The organism is Vibrio lamellibrachiae, from assembly GCF_050337265.1.
Classification (GTDB): Bacteria; Pseudomonadota; Gammaproteobacteria; order Enterobacterales; family Vibrionaceae; genus Vibrio; species Vibrio kyushuensis.
On sequence record NZ_JAKJSU010000005.1, the window covers coordinates 21,662 to 37,022 of the forward strand.

The window sequence follows — 15,361 nt, forward strand, 5'->3', positions numbered from 1 at the left end:
ATTTATAGCCTGTATTATCTAAATTTTAAATAAGATAATGATAAAACATCTTAATTTTTAGTGCTTTATTACAAATATTTGTCATAATTACTTAGGTATCACATCATAGACAAACAGATGCGGTTCGATTTTCAATCAAAACAGAATCCTTATCGATATTTGACTTAAAGATATAACGAGTAAAACTGGGTTGTTTCGTTTCGAGATAAGCACGAGGGATCAAATTTGCAGAATACACATTCCACTCCATTGCCTATGATTCGAACGGGGTACACAAAAATACTTTTAGAGGTATTTTCCAAGCACAATATCAACATTCATGAAATGTTAAGAGAGTCAGGCCTCCCCCCAGATTTGTTCGATACCAACAAAGATTTTCTACCTGTCGAGCCCGTTAGGCGATTGGTTTATCTCCTTTCATCTCAAGTCGGTGTAAATAGCTTCAGCGAAATGTTACGTCTCGCATTTCGCCAAAGAATTATTCCTCAAGTGCTGGGGCTCTTTGACCAAACCGAAACCGTTAGAGATGCGCTTTCCATCGCCTATTCTGTATTTTCTCATGATACCCCCGGAAGCAAAGTAACTCTGGTTAATGAGCACGGCGTACATTGGTTGTGTCGAGCTGCTCAATATGAAAATGTGCCCAGTTTCATTTGGGGAGAGCTATTTGCCATTCTTTATATCGAAGAGCTACTTCAAGCACTCACTCAATCCAAATGGCAGATAACTAAAGTAAAAATTCAACATACGGATTCTGATGTTGTTCAATCCGCTCTGGGTAAATCAGTTCAACTGTTCGTCGGCCATGAAAACACAGCGGTGTATATTGACGAAGCAACACTCAATACTAAGGTTCAGATTAAAGACTCAGCGCTACAGCTTAAGACCCCGTTAGTCGAATGGCATACTAGCTTTAGTGACAGTGTCTTTACCGCGTTATTACCTTATGTCAAAGAGCACTCACTCAGTGTTGAACAGGCTGCGAAACTATTGAAACTCACACCAAGAACGTTTCAGCGTCGCTTAAAGGAGGAACGCACTAGCTTTAGAAAAGTAAAAGAGAGCCTGATGCTCTCTGTATCCTGTGAGTTAATGGAAGAAGGACACTCACTCACCCATATATCAAGCCAACTTGGATACAACAATATTTCCCATTTTTCTCGTGCATTCAAACGAATAACAGGCTTAACCCCCAAGTCATATAGGAAATCAATCTTAGGGTTCAGTTAGCAACAAGAAAATCTACAACCGCTAAGTGTTCACTGAATTTATTCATTTCCACTTAGCTTAAAATCAGTTGATAAAAAGTAAGGATAGCTATGAGTTCAACAGAAAAAGAGTACGGGTTTAACACGCCACAGCGCCTATTCGTAGGATATACACTGGCTGTATTAGTCGATTTAACGGTTCTAAACTTCTTCGATGAATACTGGATCTACGTTAATATCGAGTCATTCACCATATCGTTTGCCGCTGCGCTGTTGTTGCAACTGCTCCTTAAACTTTCTATAAAAGCAGAGCATAAGCTGGCCGATCACTTTAAGTCCAAGCCGGGTACTGCCCCTAAGGTTTATCGAGCGATTAGCACCTACGTCATTTTAGTCGGCAGTAAGTTCGTGATGCTTGAAGCCATAAACATCATGTTTGGAGATAAGGTCTCTTTCAGTGGACCATTCAATGGTGTCGTCGCCTTCTTCGCCGTGGTGTTTGTCATTTTAATTTCTGAAATCACAGTGTCTAAAATTTACTTTGCGCTTAGCGATAGTAAGAAAGTGATTACTTCCGATAACAGCTAGTAACAGTCTGCTTTTTAATTGTCGGAAACGGCCAGTGGAATTCATTTCATTTGGCCGTTTTAATGTTTATGTATCAGTCCAATGCTCCTACTTGCGCACGCCAATAAGCCGCCTTCTCTTCATTCTCTCTTCCATATTTCGGATCTGAATAGAAATTTGTCAGCTTTAATTGAGCCTCTTTGACCCCTTGCTTCGCAACGCTCCATAGCCAATATTCAGCGATTGCAAAACTTTCTTCAGAGCTACCCGCGGATAAGTGATAGTCAGCAAGTAACATTCTCGCGCTCACATCCCCACTTTGTGCCGCTTTTTGAACCCAAGTGTTATTAGGAAGTTCGCCAAATTCAGAGTAAATAGATAAATGAATGATTGCTGGCATATAACCTAAAGTAGCGGCCCGCTCTATCCAATATAACGCAGCGCTGCTGTCTTCATTGACACCAAAGCCAGACAAGTACATTAATGCAAGATTATACTGCGCTTCTGGATGCTCTTGATTAGCCGCTATACGATACCAGAACACAGATTCCGACAAATCGACCTCTGTAAACTCTCCCTGTTCATACATTAACGCTAGCTTAACCTGCGCATGAACCAACCCAGCTTCTGCTGCTGTTCGAGTCATTTCAAGTTCACTGTGAGGGGCCACTAGCGTTGCTTCTGTGCCAGCCTGTTCAGACATATTTTTGATATCGTTACTGGACGTAGCAAAAGTAGGAATTGAAATAGACGTCGCTATAAAAAGAGCAACAAACCGATATTTGAGCATTTGATTTTCTCCGCTAATTATACTTCTCAGCTTAAAAGTAAAACTAGTGAGTTACTTACCATAACGCGCCACCGCCATTCTTCGTCCTAAATTACTTTCACGATGGCTGGCATATTATTAAACTACTTATAATTATCATCGTGCTCGTTAATCCAATGTGTTTCTGTTAGCGACACCCTGTGTATCGAAATCAACTACGATTGCCGCGTTATTAGACCAACGGTGTAAATTGGATACTTCAGCATTTGACCAGCCAAATCTGCACTTGACTCGAGATGTTCACTTGTCGCTGTGTGTTATGGTCATCTACCGAGGATCAAAATCTAACCCCACCAGTATTAATCTCTAGTCCACACTAAAAGTAGTTTGCTAAGTAACTTAGGCTGAACTACAAAAATGGGGGTGATCTGAATTACTTACTCAGCTATTGATTCATTTGTAGTACATTGATTTAATTGGATACATCTAATGATTTAAAAAGTAAGGTCTCTATGAATAAATCAATTTTCCTTAAAGATGGCACTGCCCAAGGTGTAGCAAAACAACGTTTGATTGAAACACTAGCCTCACCTGATAAACGTGTGATAAATGATCCTTATGCCGAAAGGTTTGTTCTAGGTGCAGGCGTACTTAAGCTTATTGGGCACAAAGCAAGCGTTTGGTTAACGAGAAAATTCGCCCCTGGGTTTCATGAACATCTTATTTCTCGTACTCGTTTTATCGATGATTTAGTAGAGAAAGAGACGACTAATGGAACTGAGCAATACGTAGTTTTAGGCGCGGGCTACGATATGCGCGCACATAGGTTAAACCTTCCATCAACAGTCAACATTTTTGAAATTGATCAGGTGGAAGTTCAAGCTAAGAAGCGATCGAAACTCCCTATAGAATTAGCTAATTCAAAAAATGTTACCTATGTATGTGTTGATTTCAATCATCAATCTTTAACTGAACAATTATTAGCTGCGGGTTTCGACCAAAACAAGTCTACAGTATTCACTCTTGAAGGTGTTTCGCAGTACATCACGAAAGATGCCTTAAATTCAACTGTTCAAGAATTGGCGCAACTGACGTTGAATACGACAGCCACTTTTGTTCTGTCGTACGTCGATCAGCGACTCGAAAAAGATCCTAAAGCTTGTTTTGGTCGAGGCTATCCAAATCCGTTGAAGAAAGCTGAAATGATAAAAAACTTGTCTGCGAAGTCTGGCGAACCATGGATATCATTCTATACCTCTCAAGAAATCAATAACATCCTCTCTAGCAATGGTTTTACATTAATAGAAAACAAATCTTTGGCAGATCTTAATACCAAATATTTCTCACCTGTTGATAGGAGTTTGCCTGAAGAACAAATATTTAAACTTGAACATTTTGTTATAGCCAAAACATAACTAACCAGACGGCTAACAAATTTGTAGTAGCCATCGGTCAAAAAAGGTGGCGATTAAGAGTGCTTGATCGATTATTATTCACCACCAAACGGTAAGGTATGTTGACTAGCTCTAATGCCTCTTATCTCAAAAATCTAGAGTTCAGAAACCAAGGATTCACATTTATTACCCGACTCAGCTTTCTTGGGCATCATTGTGCTAATACAAAACAAAGACACAGCTCACCATTTATTTTACAAAGTAAATAAATAAATGACATTAGTCACAATTGCGAATAGCAAATTCTTTCAACCTCTAAAAATTACTTATAAAACATAGTTCTATATATTCCCTTACGGTATTACTAGTAGCAACTATTACTTGTAACATTCATTTCGGAGAAGTTCATAATGCATAGAAAGAGCGTCGTTATCACAGCACCAAGTGGCCTACATACTCGTCCTGCAGCGCAGTTTGTTAAAGAAGCGAAGAAGTACGCGGACGAAGTTGAAATAGTCTCAAATGGCAAAACTGCCACTGCAAAAAGCTTGTTTAAACTGCAAACACTACAGCTTGTTCAAGGTACTGAAGTCACAGTTCAATCAACAAACTCTCAAGCTGTTAGCGACCTTGCTCAATACCTAGCAAACGTGACGGGGTAAACCTACTCTGAGACCTAGGCAAAGTGCTCAAGTAGCACTTTGTTTTTTAGGGCTGTAATCAAGTTGGTAGAAACAGCTAGCAACTTAGCCGTTGTTTACTGTTCCCTCAAACTTATCAAGTAGCTCTAACGCCACGACTATCGCTTTATAAATTTGGCGCTAACCCTTCGAATGAACCTAATTCAAATATATTAAACCATGTTGTTCATACTGTGGTCTCAAAATTGTCACACTCAAGTTTAGCGCTCATTAACGAGAAATTCTCTAAACGGCAGGTACACAAAATCACGCAATAAAGCGTTTTATTTTCAAATGGTTGGGATTGTAAAACAAAAATAGCAATTGGAGCGTGCAGTGGGAATCGAACCCACATCATCAGCTTGGAAGGCTGAGGTAATAGCCATTATACGATGCACGCATAGAGACGATGTAATATTGGAGCGTACAGTGGGAATCGAACCCACATCATCAGCTTGGAAGGCTGAGGTAATAGCCATTATACGATGTACGCACATCGCGTTGGAACGAGGTAGATAATGCCACATATACCTGAAAAGAAAACCTTTTTTTTACCTTTAGCATCTAAGTGTGCAAAGCTTCACCAATAAGCGTCCATAACACTCAAAAAGTGCACGAAATGGACAAGGTTGTTCTTACTCTATACTTGTTGTTCTACTAGCACGATAAGTAAACTATAACCTGTCCTCTCACGTCAAACCTCGCTTTGCCGTAACTCGCAACAACTTAGCTCCATGCTTAAACAGTCTGCCATAGCTAGCCTAAGCATCCTCTACTACACTATTAAGTAATTTAACAATACTGGTTTATTAGTTTGGTATGACAGCGCTCAGAGGAAAAAAACAAATCATTGTTGGGGGGGGGCTATTTTTAGCTCTTGTCTCTTTTGTCTTTGCTTTGCCTTTTATCCCACAGTCGACAATTAAGATAATCAAACCTTCATTTCTTGAATCTATCGAAACTCAACACGCGCTCGTTTTTTTTGGTTTCCAAGGTTGCAGTGATGCCTGTCCGACCGCCCTAGCAGAACTGTCTCACCTTAAAAACTTGCAAGGCTCAACCGATCCCCAACTTATTTTTGTTGATATAGATGCGAACAGCAATCAACAGCGGGCTGAAGCCTTTGCTAAGACTTTCCATCACAGTTTCATTGCTTATCATCTGGATAATGAAACGCAGAGTGATATCGACAACCTGTTCGGCTTAAAACATAACCAAACCGGCACACAGATAACGCATCAAGGTAAAACTTACCTATTAACTAAAAAGAACCAAGAATGGCTAGTCAGCAAGGTTTACAACCCTAAAAGCTTCTCAATCGATGACATAAGACGAGAGCTAAACAAGTGAGGGCTATCTAATGTTAAATACACTATTGGTTTGCTATAGCAACAAACTCAATGGGATTCTTAAAGATAAATTTCAACAAGACTTCATGCAAGCCGACCGCGTTGTAATGTTTGTCGTTATTGTCCTATCGTTTATCGTCGCCACTATTACCCCTTGGCAGCACGGCTATTTCGCCCTCGGAATTGGAGGGGGTATATTTGTTAGTTTAATATGTGTTGCAGCCTATAATATGATGGCAGGAAGTATGCTCTGCCGAATGATTATGGCAACTGCACTCGTCGTACTTATGGCTATTACGGTGCAACAATCCAATGGACTAGGAGAAGGTCACTTTCTATTTTTCCTCGGCTTCACCATTTTAATACGCTATAGAGACATCATCCCAGTCGCGACTTTTGTTGTACTTACGGTCGCACATCACCTTACGACAACCTACTGCCAAAGTATTGGAGTTGAAATCTTTGGTGCGCCATTATTGGTATTTTCATGGGGTACTCAAACCTCGTGGGGGCTATTAGCTCCGTTGATCTATCATGTTGTATTCGCCGTCATGGCCTTAATAATTTCGACCTACTACATCTTTGAAGGTAATAAACAATTTGTAGAATCTAATTCCGTGATAGGCGTAATTGAGAAAGCATCAACAGGCGATCTCACCGTGTCAATTCAGAGCGAAGTCGAGTCGACATTAATTGCCAAGGTAAATGCATTCTTCACTCAAATAAGAGAGATGCTACTAAAAATAGAATCAATTAATGAGAGTTTGTCTGCTCATGTGAGCGAAACGAGCAGTAAAGCGGCGCAACAAACATCACGTTCAAACCAGCAACAGCAAGAAGTGAATATGGTCGCAACAGCCGTTACAGAAATGACGGCATCGACTCAAGATATTGCCAATAATGCTGAGCATGCCGCAGACGTCACCGTTAAAACAGAAAAAATCAGTGAAGAAGGTGAAAAACTTGCCGTTACTTGTAAGACATCAATTACCCAGCTTGCAGAACAAGTTCAATCTGCAACTGAGATTATTTCGAACCTAGAGCAAAACAGTTCACAAATACACGGCATTGTTGCGACGATTAAAAGTATTTCAGAGCAAACCAATTTATTAGCATTAAACGCTGCGATAGAAGCCGCGCGTGCTGGGGAACAAGGCAGAGGATTTGCTGTAGTTGCTGATGAAGTAAGGGTTCTCTCTCAACGAACTCATGACTCGACTGAAGAAATATCAGCAGTTATTGCAACCTTCCAATCAACTACCAACACGGCGGTTTCTGCAATGGGAACTTGTCATGACCTCGCCAACTCTAGTGTTACAGCAGCAACCGATGCAAGCCAAAGCTTTGAACAGATAGCAGCTCAAATCAAATCCATATCTGATATGGCCCAGCAAATCGCGACGGCTGCCGAGCAACAAACATCCGTTACAGGAGAGATAAATCAAAATACCGAAAAGATTAATCTCCTCTCTTCGGAGTCTTTTGCTGATTCAGAAGGTAATGCTCAACGCGCCCAAGAACTAGAAAATCAGGCGCAAGAGATGAGCACATTATTGAAAGGATTTACACTCCGCTAAAAAGTCACTTAATAAATAAGACATTGTGAAATAAAAACCCATGGAAGTTTAAAACAACCATGGGTTTTCTTTATAAGAGTGGTCGACGTATTAAATATTTAAACCCGTTTAAACTGGTTCATTTCTGTATTGAGCTCTACGACCTGTTCTTTTACGGTAACCGATGTTGCATGAGTGCTTTCCGCAATTTTAGAAACATCGTTAATAGACTCAGATACGCCCCCCATTATTGTGTTAATAGCTTGAGTGGAATCTGATTGTAATTCCGCAGCATTGGCAAGCACAGTCATCTCGCTGCTTAACATTTCTATTTGTTCTACCGTGGAAACAAGCTTTTCTACGGCCAGCTCTGTGTGCTGTGAACCTTGCTGAGCAAGTTGTTTACTCGCTTCAATTTCATCAACAACCGAAGACGTCGACGACTGGATAGCATCCACAATTTGGTTGATCTCAGTGGTGGATTCCGTTGTGCGAGTTGCCAATAAACGGACTTCATCGGCAACGACTGCAAATCCTCGCCCTTGCTCTCCGGCTCTGGCCGCTTCAATCGCGGCATTTAATGCCAGTAAGTTCGTTTGTGCGGCCAATCCTTCAATGACTTCGGTAACACGACCAATTGCCTCGCTTTCACGACTTAATGTTGTAACTTCATTACTCGCTTGTTCAATAGTCGAATAGAGTTGTTCGACCGTTTGCTTGTTTTCACCTAATGCCGCCGAACCTTGATCAATAAGCTCACTTGATTGAGCCAATGTTTTCACTGATTGATTCGCATGATGAGCCGTTGTTTGAGCCGATTCAGCCACATCATTTAACTGTTGACCGATCTGTTGAATATCATTTTTTTGCCCAGATATTTTATTAAGCGTTTTCTGGTTCGCATTCAGTAAGCCTGTAATACTTTGATCGACTTGTTGCGCTTTATCCGTTACTCCTTGGATTATATCGGCAAGTGACTGGTTCATACGATTAATCGAATCAGTCAAACTTGAAAGTTCATCGCTGCCTTCAACATTCAAAGGCTTTTGCGAAACATCACCACTTGCTATTAGCTGTGCTCTTTTAGAGATCCGACTAATACGACGGCCGATATTTCTGCCCATATAGTTAGAAATCGTGAACGCTGCAACAAGCGAAATTAGACCAGCCGAAATCAGCAACGTGATCACTTTCGAAATGGCGCTGAAGATCTCTTGCCCTGTATTATCTGCTTGTTTTTGCTGGGTAAGCACTAGATTTTCCAACGACTGTTCGAGTGAAGCGGCGGTAGGAATCAACTCATCAGCCATTTTTTGGTTCGCTAAGTTCCAACCTGCTGACTGTCTTAGCTCTACTACTTGCTTAACCAACGGGAAATAGAGTTGTTGCATCTCATTGAATAGATCCCATAACACAACATCGTTACTTGATATCAGGGATTTCATCGATTCAATTTCAGCAACCGATTTTTCGTGGATCTTTATAAAATCAGCGTATTTGTCTAAATAATCTTGTTTTCCATAAAGTAGAAAATCACGCATAGACGCTAAAGCATTTGATAACGACGTATAACTATCTGCATACAGCTTAAAGAGGCGTTTGCGATTTTCGCCCTCTCTATTTGAGGACTCTTCATTGATTAGCCCTTGAATCTGATCAAGTGCAACTTCAGCGATTGGGGCCGCTTCATTAATAAATAGGCTATGTGCTGGTAGGTTTTCATCACTGTGACTGAGTTCGGTGATCTCTGTGACTAGATTTTTTAGTTTAAGCCACTGACCATTGACCATCTCATATTCAGACGGAGAGATTAGCGCCTCGAGAGTTGGAAGTCGCTCATCCGTTGAGGCAATAATGTTGTTTATCGCCTCCAATTGTCTAGATCCAACAGATTCGTCACTACCCAATAACATATACGCGCGCACAGTTGAAATACTGGTCTGAACGGATTGTTGTAGAGAGCGGCTCGTATCCACTGTCGGAAGATCTGATTCTAAAAGTGACTGAGTATATGTTTCAACAGTCGTTACGCTTCGGTATGCAAAAAATGCGGATGCGATAAAAAGTACTGCAAGTAGCAGAAAACTCAGCTGCAACTTCCCTGATATCGAGAGTTTCATCCATTAACTCCTATAAATAGCTGGTGAGACAATATAACGCTATTGAGAGGAATGTTAAATAGATGTGTATCGTTTTTCTAATTATAAAGTACTAAGTAGTAATGTACGGTCATATCATGGCAATAATATCTATAATTCATTGAGTTAACGAATGATAAAGAGGCCACCACTCTCTATTGCTTATCACTCTTTGTCGGTTGTCGATGTATTGATAAACTCACTATTAGACGCATAACCTAAATGACTGACTCATTATTTGATAAACTTTTATTACTTAAAAATTCCTTTCCAGCTAATCGGCCCTGTTGGTAATCGCTCAATATGTCGTCTTTACCGCTCAATAACCCTTTGCTGGAAAGTGGGGTCACAGGGGCAATTTCGTGGATCACCGTCTCTTCTGGAGGGCTGTTCATGAATTCTTTAACCGATTCATGATTCAGATAATGCGAAACCAGCATTTCCATTTTTTTAGATTTCTCACCCGAAAAATTATGCTTGATAGATTGCTCTTTAATTAAATAAGCGAGCTTCTCAGCCTCTGGGACCCAATTTCTATTACTGTTACTTGAGGCTAGTGAGGGGTAATTAACCTTAAGCTGGTCTATTGCGTGGGTAAATTGATTCTGAAATTCGTAAAGTCGTTCTCTGTGTCCAACTAATCCATATTTTTGAACCAACAATTCCAAACCCGTTTCAACCTCAAGAGATATCTGAGAAAACGCACTCTCCTTAGGCTCTAGTTCTGATTGATGCAAAATGGGATCGGTTGTAATAACCACTAACTCTCTAGCACCGCGCCTGTATGCTTCTTGAACCGGAATCGTCGCAGAAACGCCGCCGTCTACCCACGTCGCCCCATCGAACTCTATATCGTCAAAATAGAGAACCGGAATTGCACTGGTTGCTCTAAGCACATCAAACCAATTATCTTCAAAGATCGGATAATAATAATCTTTAAGCTCCTCTACATGGGTAACGCATGCGAGTGCCTCCCTTTTTCGTCCTAGATACGGTTGAGCAAGTTTCTCTTTACCTTTGCTAATATCGAGTGGAAACTCGCCTCGCTCGACAAATTGAAACGCCCAATCAAGATCCATTGGCTGTTCATTTTTAACGAATTTATTAAAGTCAAAGAAGCGTTGATTCGTGGTGTAGTTAATTATGAAATCGAGTGCCAACCCAGTTTGACCTGCAATAAAAGCGGCAATGTTAAGCGCCCCTGCTGATGTCCCTAGATAGATTGAAAACGGGTCGTAATTTTGTGTTTTGAATTGGTCAAGAACGCCAGCCGAAAACGCGCCTTTTTGACCGCCGCCTTGAACAACCAAAGCACTTAGTATTGGGTCTGTCATTAAAAGCTCCATTTGATATTAGCGAAGAAGAGTGTCGCTGCTGTTTGAGAAAATAGGCTATCTTGATTGCCATCGAATCTTTGAATAACGCCAAGAAGCTGCCAATTGTTAGCAAGAGAGTAACTATTTGTGAGCCCAATGAAATAGGAGTCATCTTGATAGTAGCTGGCGGATAATGTTGTACGGTTGAGTGGTGTAATATCAAAGCTAACGTCTACATAAGCTGTATTCTTGGTAAAGCTTAGTGTTTTGGCGCTTAATGGTAGGCTTAAATATAATTGAGCATTATCGATATCCAAAGGGTTACTGATATAAAGCCATGCGACTCGGCCCATCCAGTTTCTTCTACCACCAAGGCTGTAATCGCCTTCTATACTGGCGACTACCGTCTGCTCTTGCTTAACGCCTTTATACTCTTCTTCTCTAGGGTCAAACCAAGTCAGTTCCCCTCGAACTCCAGCACCTTTCCAATCAGTTGCAAAACCCGCACCGAAAACTGTATCTAACAATGATTTACCGGCTATTAATTGGTAATCCCAGCCAGATATATTTGAAAAGTAGCGACCTGAATAGCTATTTAGGCTGCCATCCTGATTTGGACTAGCAATCAGCTCGAATCCATCGGCGAAACCCAGTTTCTTGCCTACCAAAATGGCGTCTGATCCCGCTCTTTCTTCGTAGTCAAAGTCATAGATAGAGTAAGCATTGAACAGGTCATTTGGGTTCCAAACCGTATTCATAGCCCAGTTAATAAGGAAGCGCCCCACCCTTGCATTCCACTCTTCTCCCTTCCAGTCAAAAAAGAGCCTATCAAACTGGCTATTAATGATCACATCATTACTTGTTTTTAAATTCTTATTTAAATCCATATAACCATTATCTAGAGCAACGAAGTCCGAATAGTTTGGGATATCAAGACTATCTCCCATGAGCGCTCGGTTCCGCATGCCGGCGTTAAAACGAAATCCACTTCCAAAGCGATACTCGAAATTGAATCGTTGGTGGATTAAATGATCAGCACTGTTATCAAACTCATCAGGCACGTTGTAAGTCGCCATGTATTTAACATAGCCGTTTAAGTCCCATGCCTTTTGAGGAGCAAGACCTGGAATTTGAGCGAAACAGCTAACGCTAGTCATCAATATGATTACAATTGCTATAGAGGTTTTCAAAAGCCTCTTGTTCAGCCATTGATTATGCATCGACGGTCTCAGTCTCTACGCTGGTTTCCACTCTATTTTCAGGTATTACCCGTTTATCTTCTTTTAGCTTTCCATCCTCAAATACGATCACTCGCTTTGCACGTTTAATCACCCTTGGATCATGAGTGGAAAATATAAAGGTGGTCCCTTCTTGCTCGTTTAATTGCTGCATGATATCTAATAGTTCAGAAGTACTTTTTGCATCAAGATTCGCCGTCGGTTCATCGGCCATCACAAAGCGCGGGCTTGGTGCTAATGCGCGCGCTACAGCGACTCTCTGCTGCTGTCCGCCTGACATTTTGCTTGGTATTTTATCTTTTTGCTCTGTTAGCCCGACTTGTTCAAGTAACAGTAGCGAACGCCGCTTACACTCTTGCTCTTTGTGACCTTGTAACTGCATTACAAACTCAACATTTTCAAGTGCAGTTAGCACAGGTAGCAAACTGTAATCTTGAAAAATAAAGCCTATGTGATCTCGACGAAAGCCAATCAACTCTTTTTCAGGCAACGTACAGATATCACAACCATCAATGAAGACCGAACCTGAAGTTGGTGAATCGATCCCACCTACTAAGTTAAGCAGTGTCGTTTTACCCGACCCAGATGGTCCCATAACCGCGACAAACTCCCCCTGTTCGATAATCAAGTCAACACTTTGCACTGCATGTACTGGATAGTCAGTCTCTTGATTGTAGGTTTTGCATAACTGCTGTAGTTTTATGGTCATTAGTTTCTCTCCGCCATCGCATCGACTGGGCGTCTTTTAAGGATCTGTCTTGCAGGGTAGATAGCAGCAAACACACTCGCTATAAGGACAGTAGTAAATATCATCTGATACTCTTGAACGGAGACGCGTGGAAACAGTACAGTGTCAATACCATACGCGCCTAACCCATCGGCCAAACCACCCAGTGAGATGCCATTAATGTTCATCAGTTTGATCATTAACACACTAAAGGCGATCCCTAATAGAGACCCTGTCATACCAAGTAAGGTGGTTTCCAGCATAATCAAACCAAATACTTTGTGCTTTTGCATTCCAACGGCCATCAAAACACCAAACTCTTGGGTTCTTTCAAACACTGACATCAACATGATATTGATGATCCCAAACATCATGGCGATAACAAAAATGATTAGAATAACTTGGTTACTGACATCCATAGTTGTCATCATTGTTGACAACATCGGTTGTATCTCTTTCCAGTCTCGCACCCGTGTATCTGTTGTCGCAAAGTCAATAACGTGCTTTTTAACCCTGTCGATTTGGTCAATGTCATTAACTATAATAGCGATCTCGTGTACGCCCTTCATGTTCGCTGTCTTTTGTAGATCGGCTTTACGAACAAAAATACTGCCATCATCTAAGGCGCTGTTCGGTGTTTGAAATATCCCCTTAACTCGATATGCAGCACCTGCCACTTGGCCCTGAGCGTCAGTGAAGGTTAAGACAACTTTCGAACCAACTCTAAGCTGAAGCCGCTCTGACAGTTTTACCGAAACCAGCACAGGGTTTCGACCTTTGCCATCAAACCACTCCCCTTGCTTAATATGAGAAGAAAGTGGTGTTATTTTAGTTTCAGTATCTGCATCAATGCCAATGATCTGCACACCTCTATTACTTCGCGCTGAGGCTACCATTCCTTGAGCAATAAAACGTGTCGATATATGTGATACACCATTAATCGCATGAATGTTCCCAACAAGCTCGGACCCATCAACAATAAGCTCTGATATATCAGGGTTAGTCACATAGGATGAGTTATGAACCTGGATATGGCTTGTCTGCCAACGAATCGCGTTGCTTACCATGCTATCAACAAAACCAGACATAAAACCCATCATTGCAGTAACACCCATGAGGCCAAACACCATGGCTCCCAGGATAATTGAGGTGCGTAGTTTATTGCGCCAAAGGTTTCGCCAAGCCAGTTTAATGAGCATGAGAGCCTCCTTTTAGGGCCGAGGCCACATTTAATTTGGCAATACGAATGAGTGGGTAAATCAGGCACAGCGCCATCATGCTAATAACAGTAATCACTTGATTAATGATGAGGTAAGATTCGATAGCAACAGGGATGATCGGTTCATATCCCGACTTAAGCATCAGCTGACCTGCTTCACCGGTTATTTCTATGGGGTAAAAATGAAAGTAAAGTAAAAAAGGGGCACTTACCAAAAGCCCAATAACAACACCGATAACAGAAATAAAGGTCGACTCGATAAGAATTAAGGTGGCAAGTTTACTTCGAACGAGCCCTGTTGCTAGCATGACTCCAAATTCTCGTTGGCGCTCAAGTGTCATCATCAAAATAGTAGCAAAAAGCCCAAACCCGACAATGCCATATAAAACATAAATCAAGAAAATCCCACCGGCCCTATCCATTTGTATCTGCTGAGCCATTTCTGGGGATAACTGCTGCCAACCTTTAACAACACTTTCGGGTTGATACTCCTTTTGCAGCTCTTTTAGTGTTTCTGGTAAAAGGTGAAGGTCAACAACGTCAATTACCCAATTTGTTACAAGGCCATCCACTGAATACAGCGTTTGCGCCGCTTTTATCGGCATATAGACAAGCTGATTATCCAATTGTTGTAATGGGAAACGTAATATACCCGCTACATTATACAAACCTGCCGCCGTTTGGCCGCGATAGCCTTGCCCGTATAATACCAGTTCATCTCCAACGATAAGGCCTAAGTATTTAGCCAGACTCTCACCAACAAGCACAGATTTATCGTCTGCGTGAATAAACCTTCCCGACACCAATTTTCCACTAATATTTGAATATTCATCTTCACGGTTTGGGTCGACGCCTAAAACCATGACCCCTTTTGAACGCTCACCTGCTGAGGCTAGAGCCACGGATTCAACCCTTGGCAGTACTCTTTCAACATTTGGGTAATTTTGAACCATCGATATATAATTAGAGGTCTGTGGAATAACATCATCAATGCTGTTGGTGGTAGCATATTCCGGGTGCTGAATCTGAATTAGACCAGTATAAAAACGAGCAGCGTTTTCAATATTCGTACTATAGCTCCCCTCTTGAAAACTTCTCGTCATTAACGAGAGAAACAACGCTAATGCGAGCGCCGACGCTGTCAAAATTGTTCTTCTTTTTTGCCTCCATAGGTTTCTCCACGCAAGCTTAATCAGCATA

General features: G+C 41.3%; 13 protein-coding genes and 2 tRNA genes. 6 read left to right on the top strand and 9 right to left on the bottom strand.

Annotated features, from left to right (window positions below; translation table 11 throughout):
- Positions 1 to 255: 255 nt before the first annotated feature.
- A complete protein-coding gene (locus tag L4C54_RS05695) occupies positions 256 to 1,230 on the top strand; it encodes a helix-turn-helix domain-containing protein (RefSeq protein WP_428807936.1) in 975 nt (324 codons plus the stop codon).
- An 89-nt stretch (positions 1,231 to 1,319) separates the two neighbouring features.
- Complete coding sequence (locus L4C54_RS05700) at positions 1,320 to 1,796, top strand: hypothetical protein (protein WP_428807423.1); 477 nt, start codon at positions 1,320 to 1,322, stop codon at positions 1,794 to 1,796.
- A 73-nt stretch (positions 1,797 to 1,869) separates the two neighbouring features.
- Here L4C54_RS05700 and L4C54_RS05705 read toward each other — a convergent pair whose 3' ends face one another.
- Complete coding sequence (locus tag L4C54_RS05705; protein WP_428807424.1) at positions 1,870 to 2,565, bottom strand: tetratricopeptide repeat protein; 696 nt, start codon at positions 2,563 to 2,565, stop codon at positions 1,870 to 1,872.
- A 491-nt stretch (positions 2,566 to 3,056) separates the two neighbouring features.
- Here L4C54_RS05705 and L4C54_RS05710 point away from each other — a divergent pair, with 491 nt between their 5' ends.
- A complete protein-coding gene (locus L4C54_RS05710; protein ID WP_428807425.1) occupies positions 3,057 to 3,959 on the top strand; it encodes a class I SAM-dependent methyltransferase in 903 nt (300 codons plus the stop codon).
- 389 nt (positions 3,960 to 4,348) lie between these two features.
- On the top strand, positions 4,349 to 4,600 hold the full coding sequence (locus L4C54_RS05715; RefSeq protein ID WP_428800223.1) for an HPr family phosphocarrier protein: 252 nt from the start codon (positions 4,349 to 4,351) through the stop codon (positions 4,598 to 4,600).
- A 343-nt stretch (positions 4,601 to 4,943) separates the two neighbouring features.
- Here the strand turns inward: L4C54_RS05715 and L4C54_RS05720 are convergent.
- Positions 4,944 to 5,018, bottom strand: a tRNA-Gly gene (locus L4C54_RS05720).
- An 18-nt stretch (positions 5,019 to 5,036) separates the two neighbouring features.
- Positions 5,037 to 5,111 (bottom strand) — tRNA-Gly (locus L4C54_RS05725).
- A gap of 326 nt (positions 5,112 to 5,437) precedes the next feature.
- On the opposite strand from L4C54_RS05725, the gene L4C54_RS05730 reads away from it, so the two are divergent.
- Together L4C54_RS05730 and L4C54_RS05735 are read left to right on the top strand one after the other, a co-directional pair.
- The gene (locus L4C54_RS05730) at positions 5,438 to 5,968 is read left to right on the top strand and encodes an SCO family protein (protein ID WP_428807426.1); all 531 of its coding nucleotides are present in this window, start codon (positions 5,438 to 5,440) and stop codon (positions 5,966 to 5,968) included.
- Positions 5,969 to 5,978: 10 nt separating this feature from the next.
- Positions 5,979 to 7,544, top strand: coding sequence for a methyl-accepting chemotaxis protein (locus tag L4C54_RS05735; protein ID WP_428807427.1), 1,566 nt, complete (start codon positions 5,979 to 5,981; stop codon positions 7,542 to 7,544).
- A gap of 98 nt (positions 7,545 to 7,642) precedes the next feature.
- Here the strand turns inward: L4C54_RS05735 and L4C54_RS05740 are convergent, their stop codons facing one another.
- The 6 genes from L4C54_RS05740 to L4C54_RS05765 all read right to left on the bottom strand — a co-directional run bounded on the left by L4C54_RS05740 (position 7,643) and on the right by L4C54_RS05765 (position 15,360).
- On the bottom strand, positions 7,643 to 9,643 hold the full coding sequence (locus tag L4C54_RS05740; protein ID WP_428807428.1) for a HAMP domain-containing methyl-accepting chemotaxis protein: 2,001 nt from the start codon (positions 9,641 to 9,643) through the stop codon (positions 7,643 to 7,645).
- A 236-nt stretch (positions 9,644 to 9,879) separates the two neighbouring features.
- Entirely contained in the window at positions 9,880 to 10,995 is a 1,116-nt protein-coding gene (locus tag L4C54_RS05745; protein WP_428807429.1) for a patatin-like phospholipase family protein, read from the bottom strand.
- Positions 10,995 to 12,197 (bottom strand): hypothetical protein, encoded by a 1,203-nt coding sequence (locus tag L4C54_RS05750; RefSeq protein ID WP_428807430.1) that lies wholly within the window; start codon positions 12,195 to 12,197, stop codon positions 10,995 to 10,997. Before L4C54_RS05750 ends, L4C54_RS05745 begins: the two co-directional genes overlap by 1 nt.
- Entirely contained in the window at positions 12,190 to 12,924 is a 735-nt protein-coding gene (locus L4C54_RS05755) for an ABC transporter ATP-binding protein (RefSeq protein ID WP_428807431.1), read from the bottom strand. Before L4C54_RS05755 ends, L4C54_RS05750 begins: the two co-directional genes overlap by 8 nt.
- A complete protein-coding gene (locus L4C54_RS05760) occupies positions 12,924 to 14,141 on the bottom strand; it encodes an ABC transporter permease (protein WP_428807432.1) in 1,218 nt (405 codons plus the stop codon). Before L4C54_RS05760 ends, L4C54_RS05755 begins: the two co-directional genes overlap by 1 nt.
- A complete protein-coding gene (locus tag L4C54_RS05765; RefSeq protein ID WP_428807433.1) occupies positions 14,131 to 15,360 on the bottom strand; it encodes an ABC transporter permease in 1,230 nt (409 codons plus the stop codon). The genes L4C54_RS05760 and L4C54_RS05765 overlap by 11 nt, the downstream gene beginning before the upstream one ends.
- Position 15,361 lies beyond the last annotated feature (1 nt).

Excerpts from the sequence above, each read along its gene's own strand:
- L4C54_RS05695 (WP_428807936.1), top strand. The coding sequence starts at position 256 with ATGATTCGAACGGGGTACACAAAAATACTTTTAGAGGTATTTTCCAAG.
- L4C54_RS05700 (WP_428807423.1), top strand. The coding sequence starts at position 1,320 with ATGAGTTCAACAGAAAAAGAGTACGGGTTTAACACGCCACAGCGCCTA.
- L4C54_RS05705 (WP_428807424.1), bottom strand. The coding sequence starts at position 2,565 with ATGCTCAAATATCGGTTTGTTGCTCTTTTTATAGCGACGTCTATTTCA.
- L4C54_RS05710 (WP_428807425.1), top strand. The coding sequence starts at position 3,057 with ATGAATAAATCAATTTTCCTTAAAGATGGCACTGCCCAAGGTGTAGCA.
- L4C54_RS05715 (WP_428800223.1), top strand. The coding sequence starts at position 4,349 with ATGCATAGAAAGAGCGTCGTTATCACAGCACCAAGTGGCCTACATACT.
- L4C54_RS05730 (WP_428807426.1), top strand. The coding sequence starts at position 5,438 with ATGACAGCGCTCAGAGGAAAAAAACAAATCATTGTTGGGGGGGGGCTA.
- L4C54_RS05735 (WP_428807427.1), top strand. The coding sequence starts at position 5,979 with ATGTTAAATACACTATTGGTTTGCTATAGCAACAAACTCAATGGGATT.
- L4C54_RS05740 (WP_428807428.1), bottom strand. The coding sequence starts at position 9,643 with ATGAAACTCTCGATATCAGGGAAGTTGCAGCTGAGTTTTCTGCTACTT.
- L4C54_RS05745 (WP_428807429.1), bottom strand. The coding sequence starts at position 10,995 with ATGACAGACCCAATACTAAGTGCTTTGGTTGTTCAAGGCGGCGGTCAA.
- L4C54_RS05750 (WP_428807430.1), bottom strand. The coding sequence starts at position 12,197 with ATGCATAATCAATGGCTGAACAAGAGGCTTTTGAAAACCTCTATAGCA.
- L4C54_RS05755 (WP_428807431.1), bottom strand. The coding sequence starts at position 12,924 with ATGACCATAAAACTACAGCAGTTATGCAAAACCTACAATCAAGAGACT.
- L4C54_RS05760 (WP_428807432.1), bottom strand. The coding sequence starts at position 14,141 with ATGCTCATTAAACTGGCTTGGCGAAACCTTTGGCGCAATAAACTACGC.
- L4C54_RS05765 (WP_428807433.1), bottom strand. The coding sequence starts at position 15,360 with ATGCTGATTAAGCTTGCGTGGAGAAACCTATGGAGGCAAAAAAGAAGA.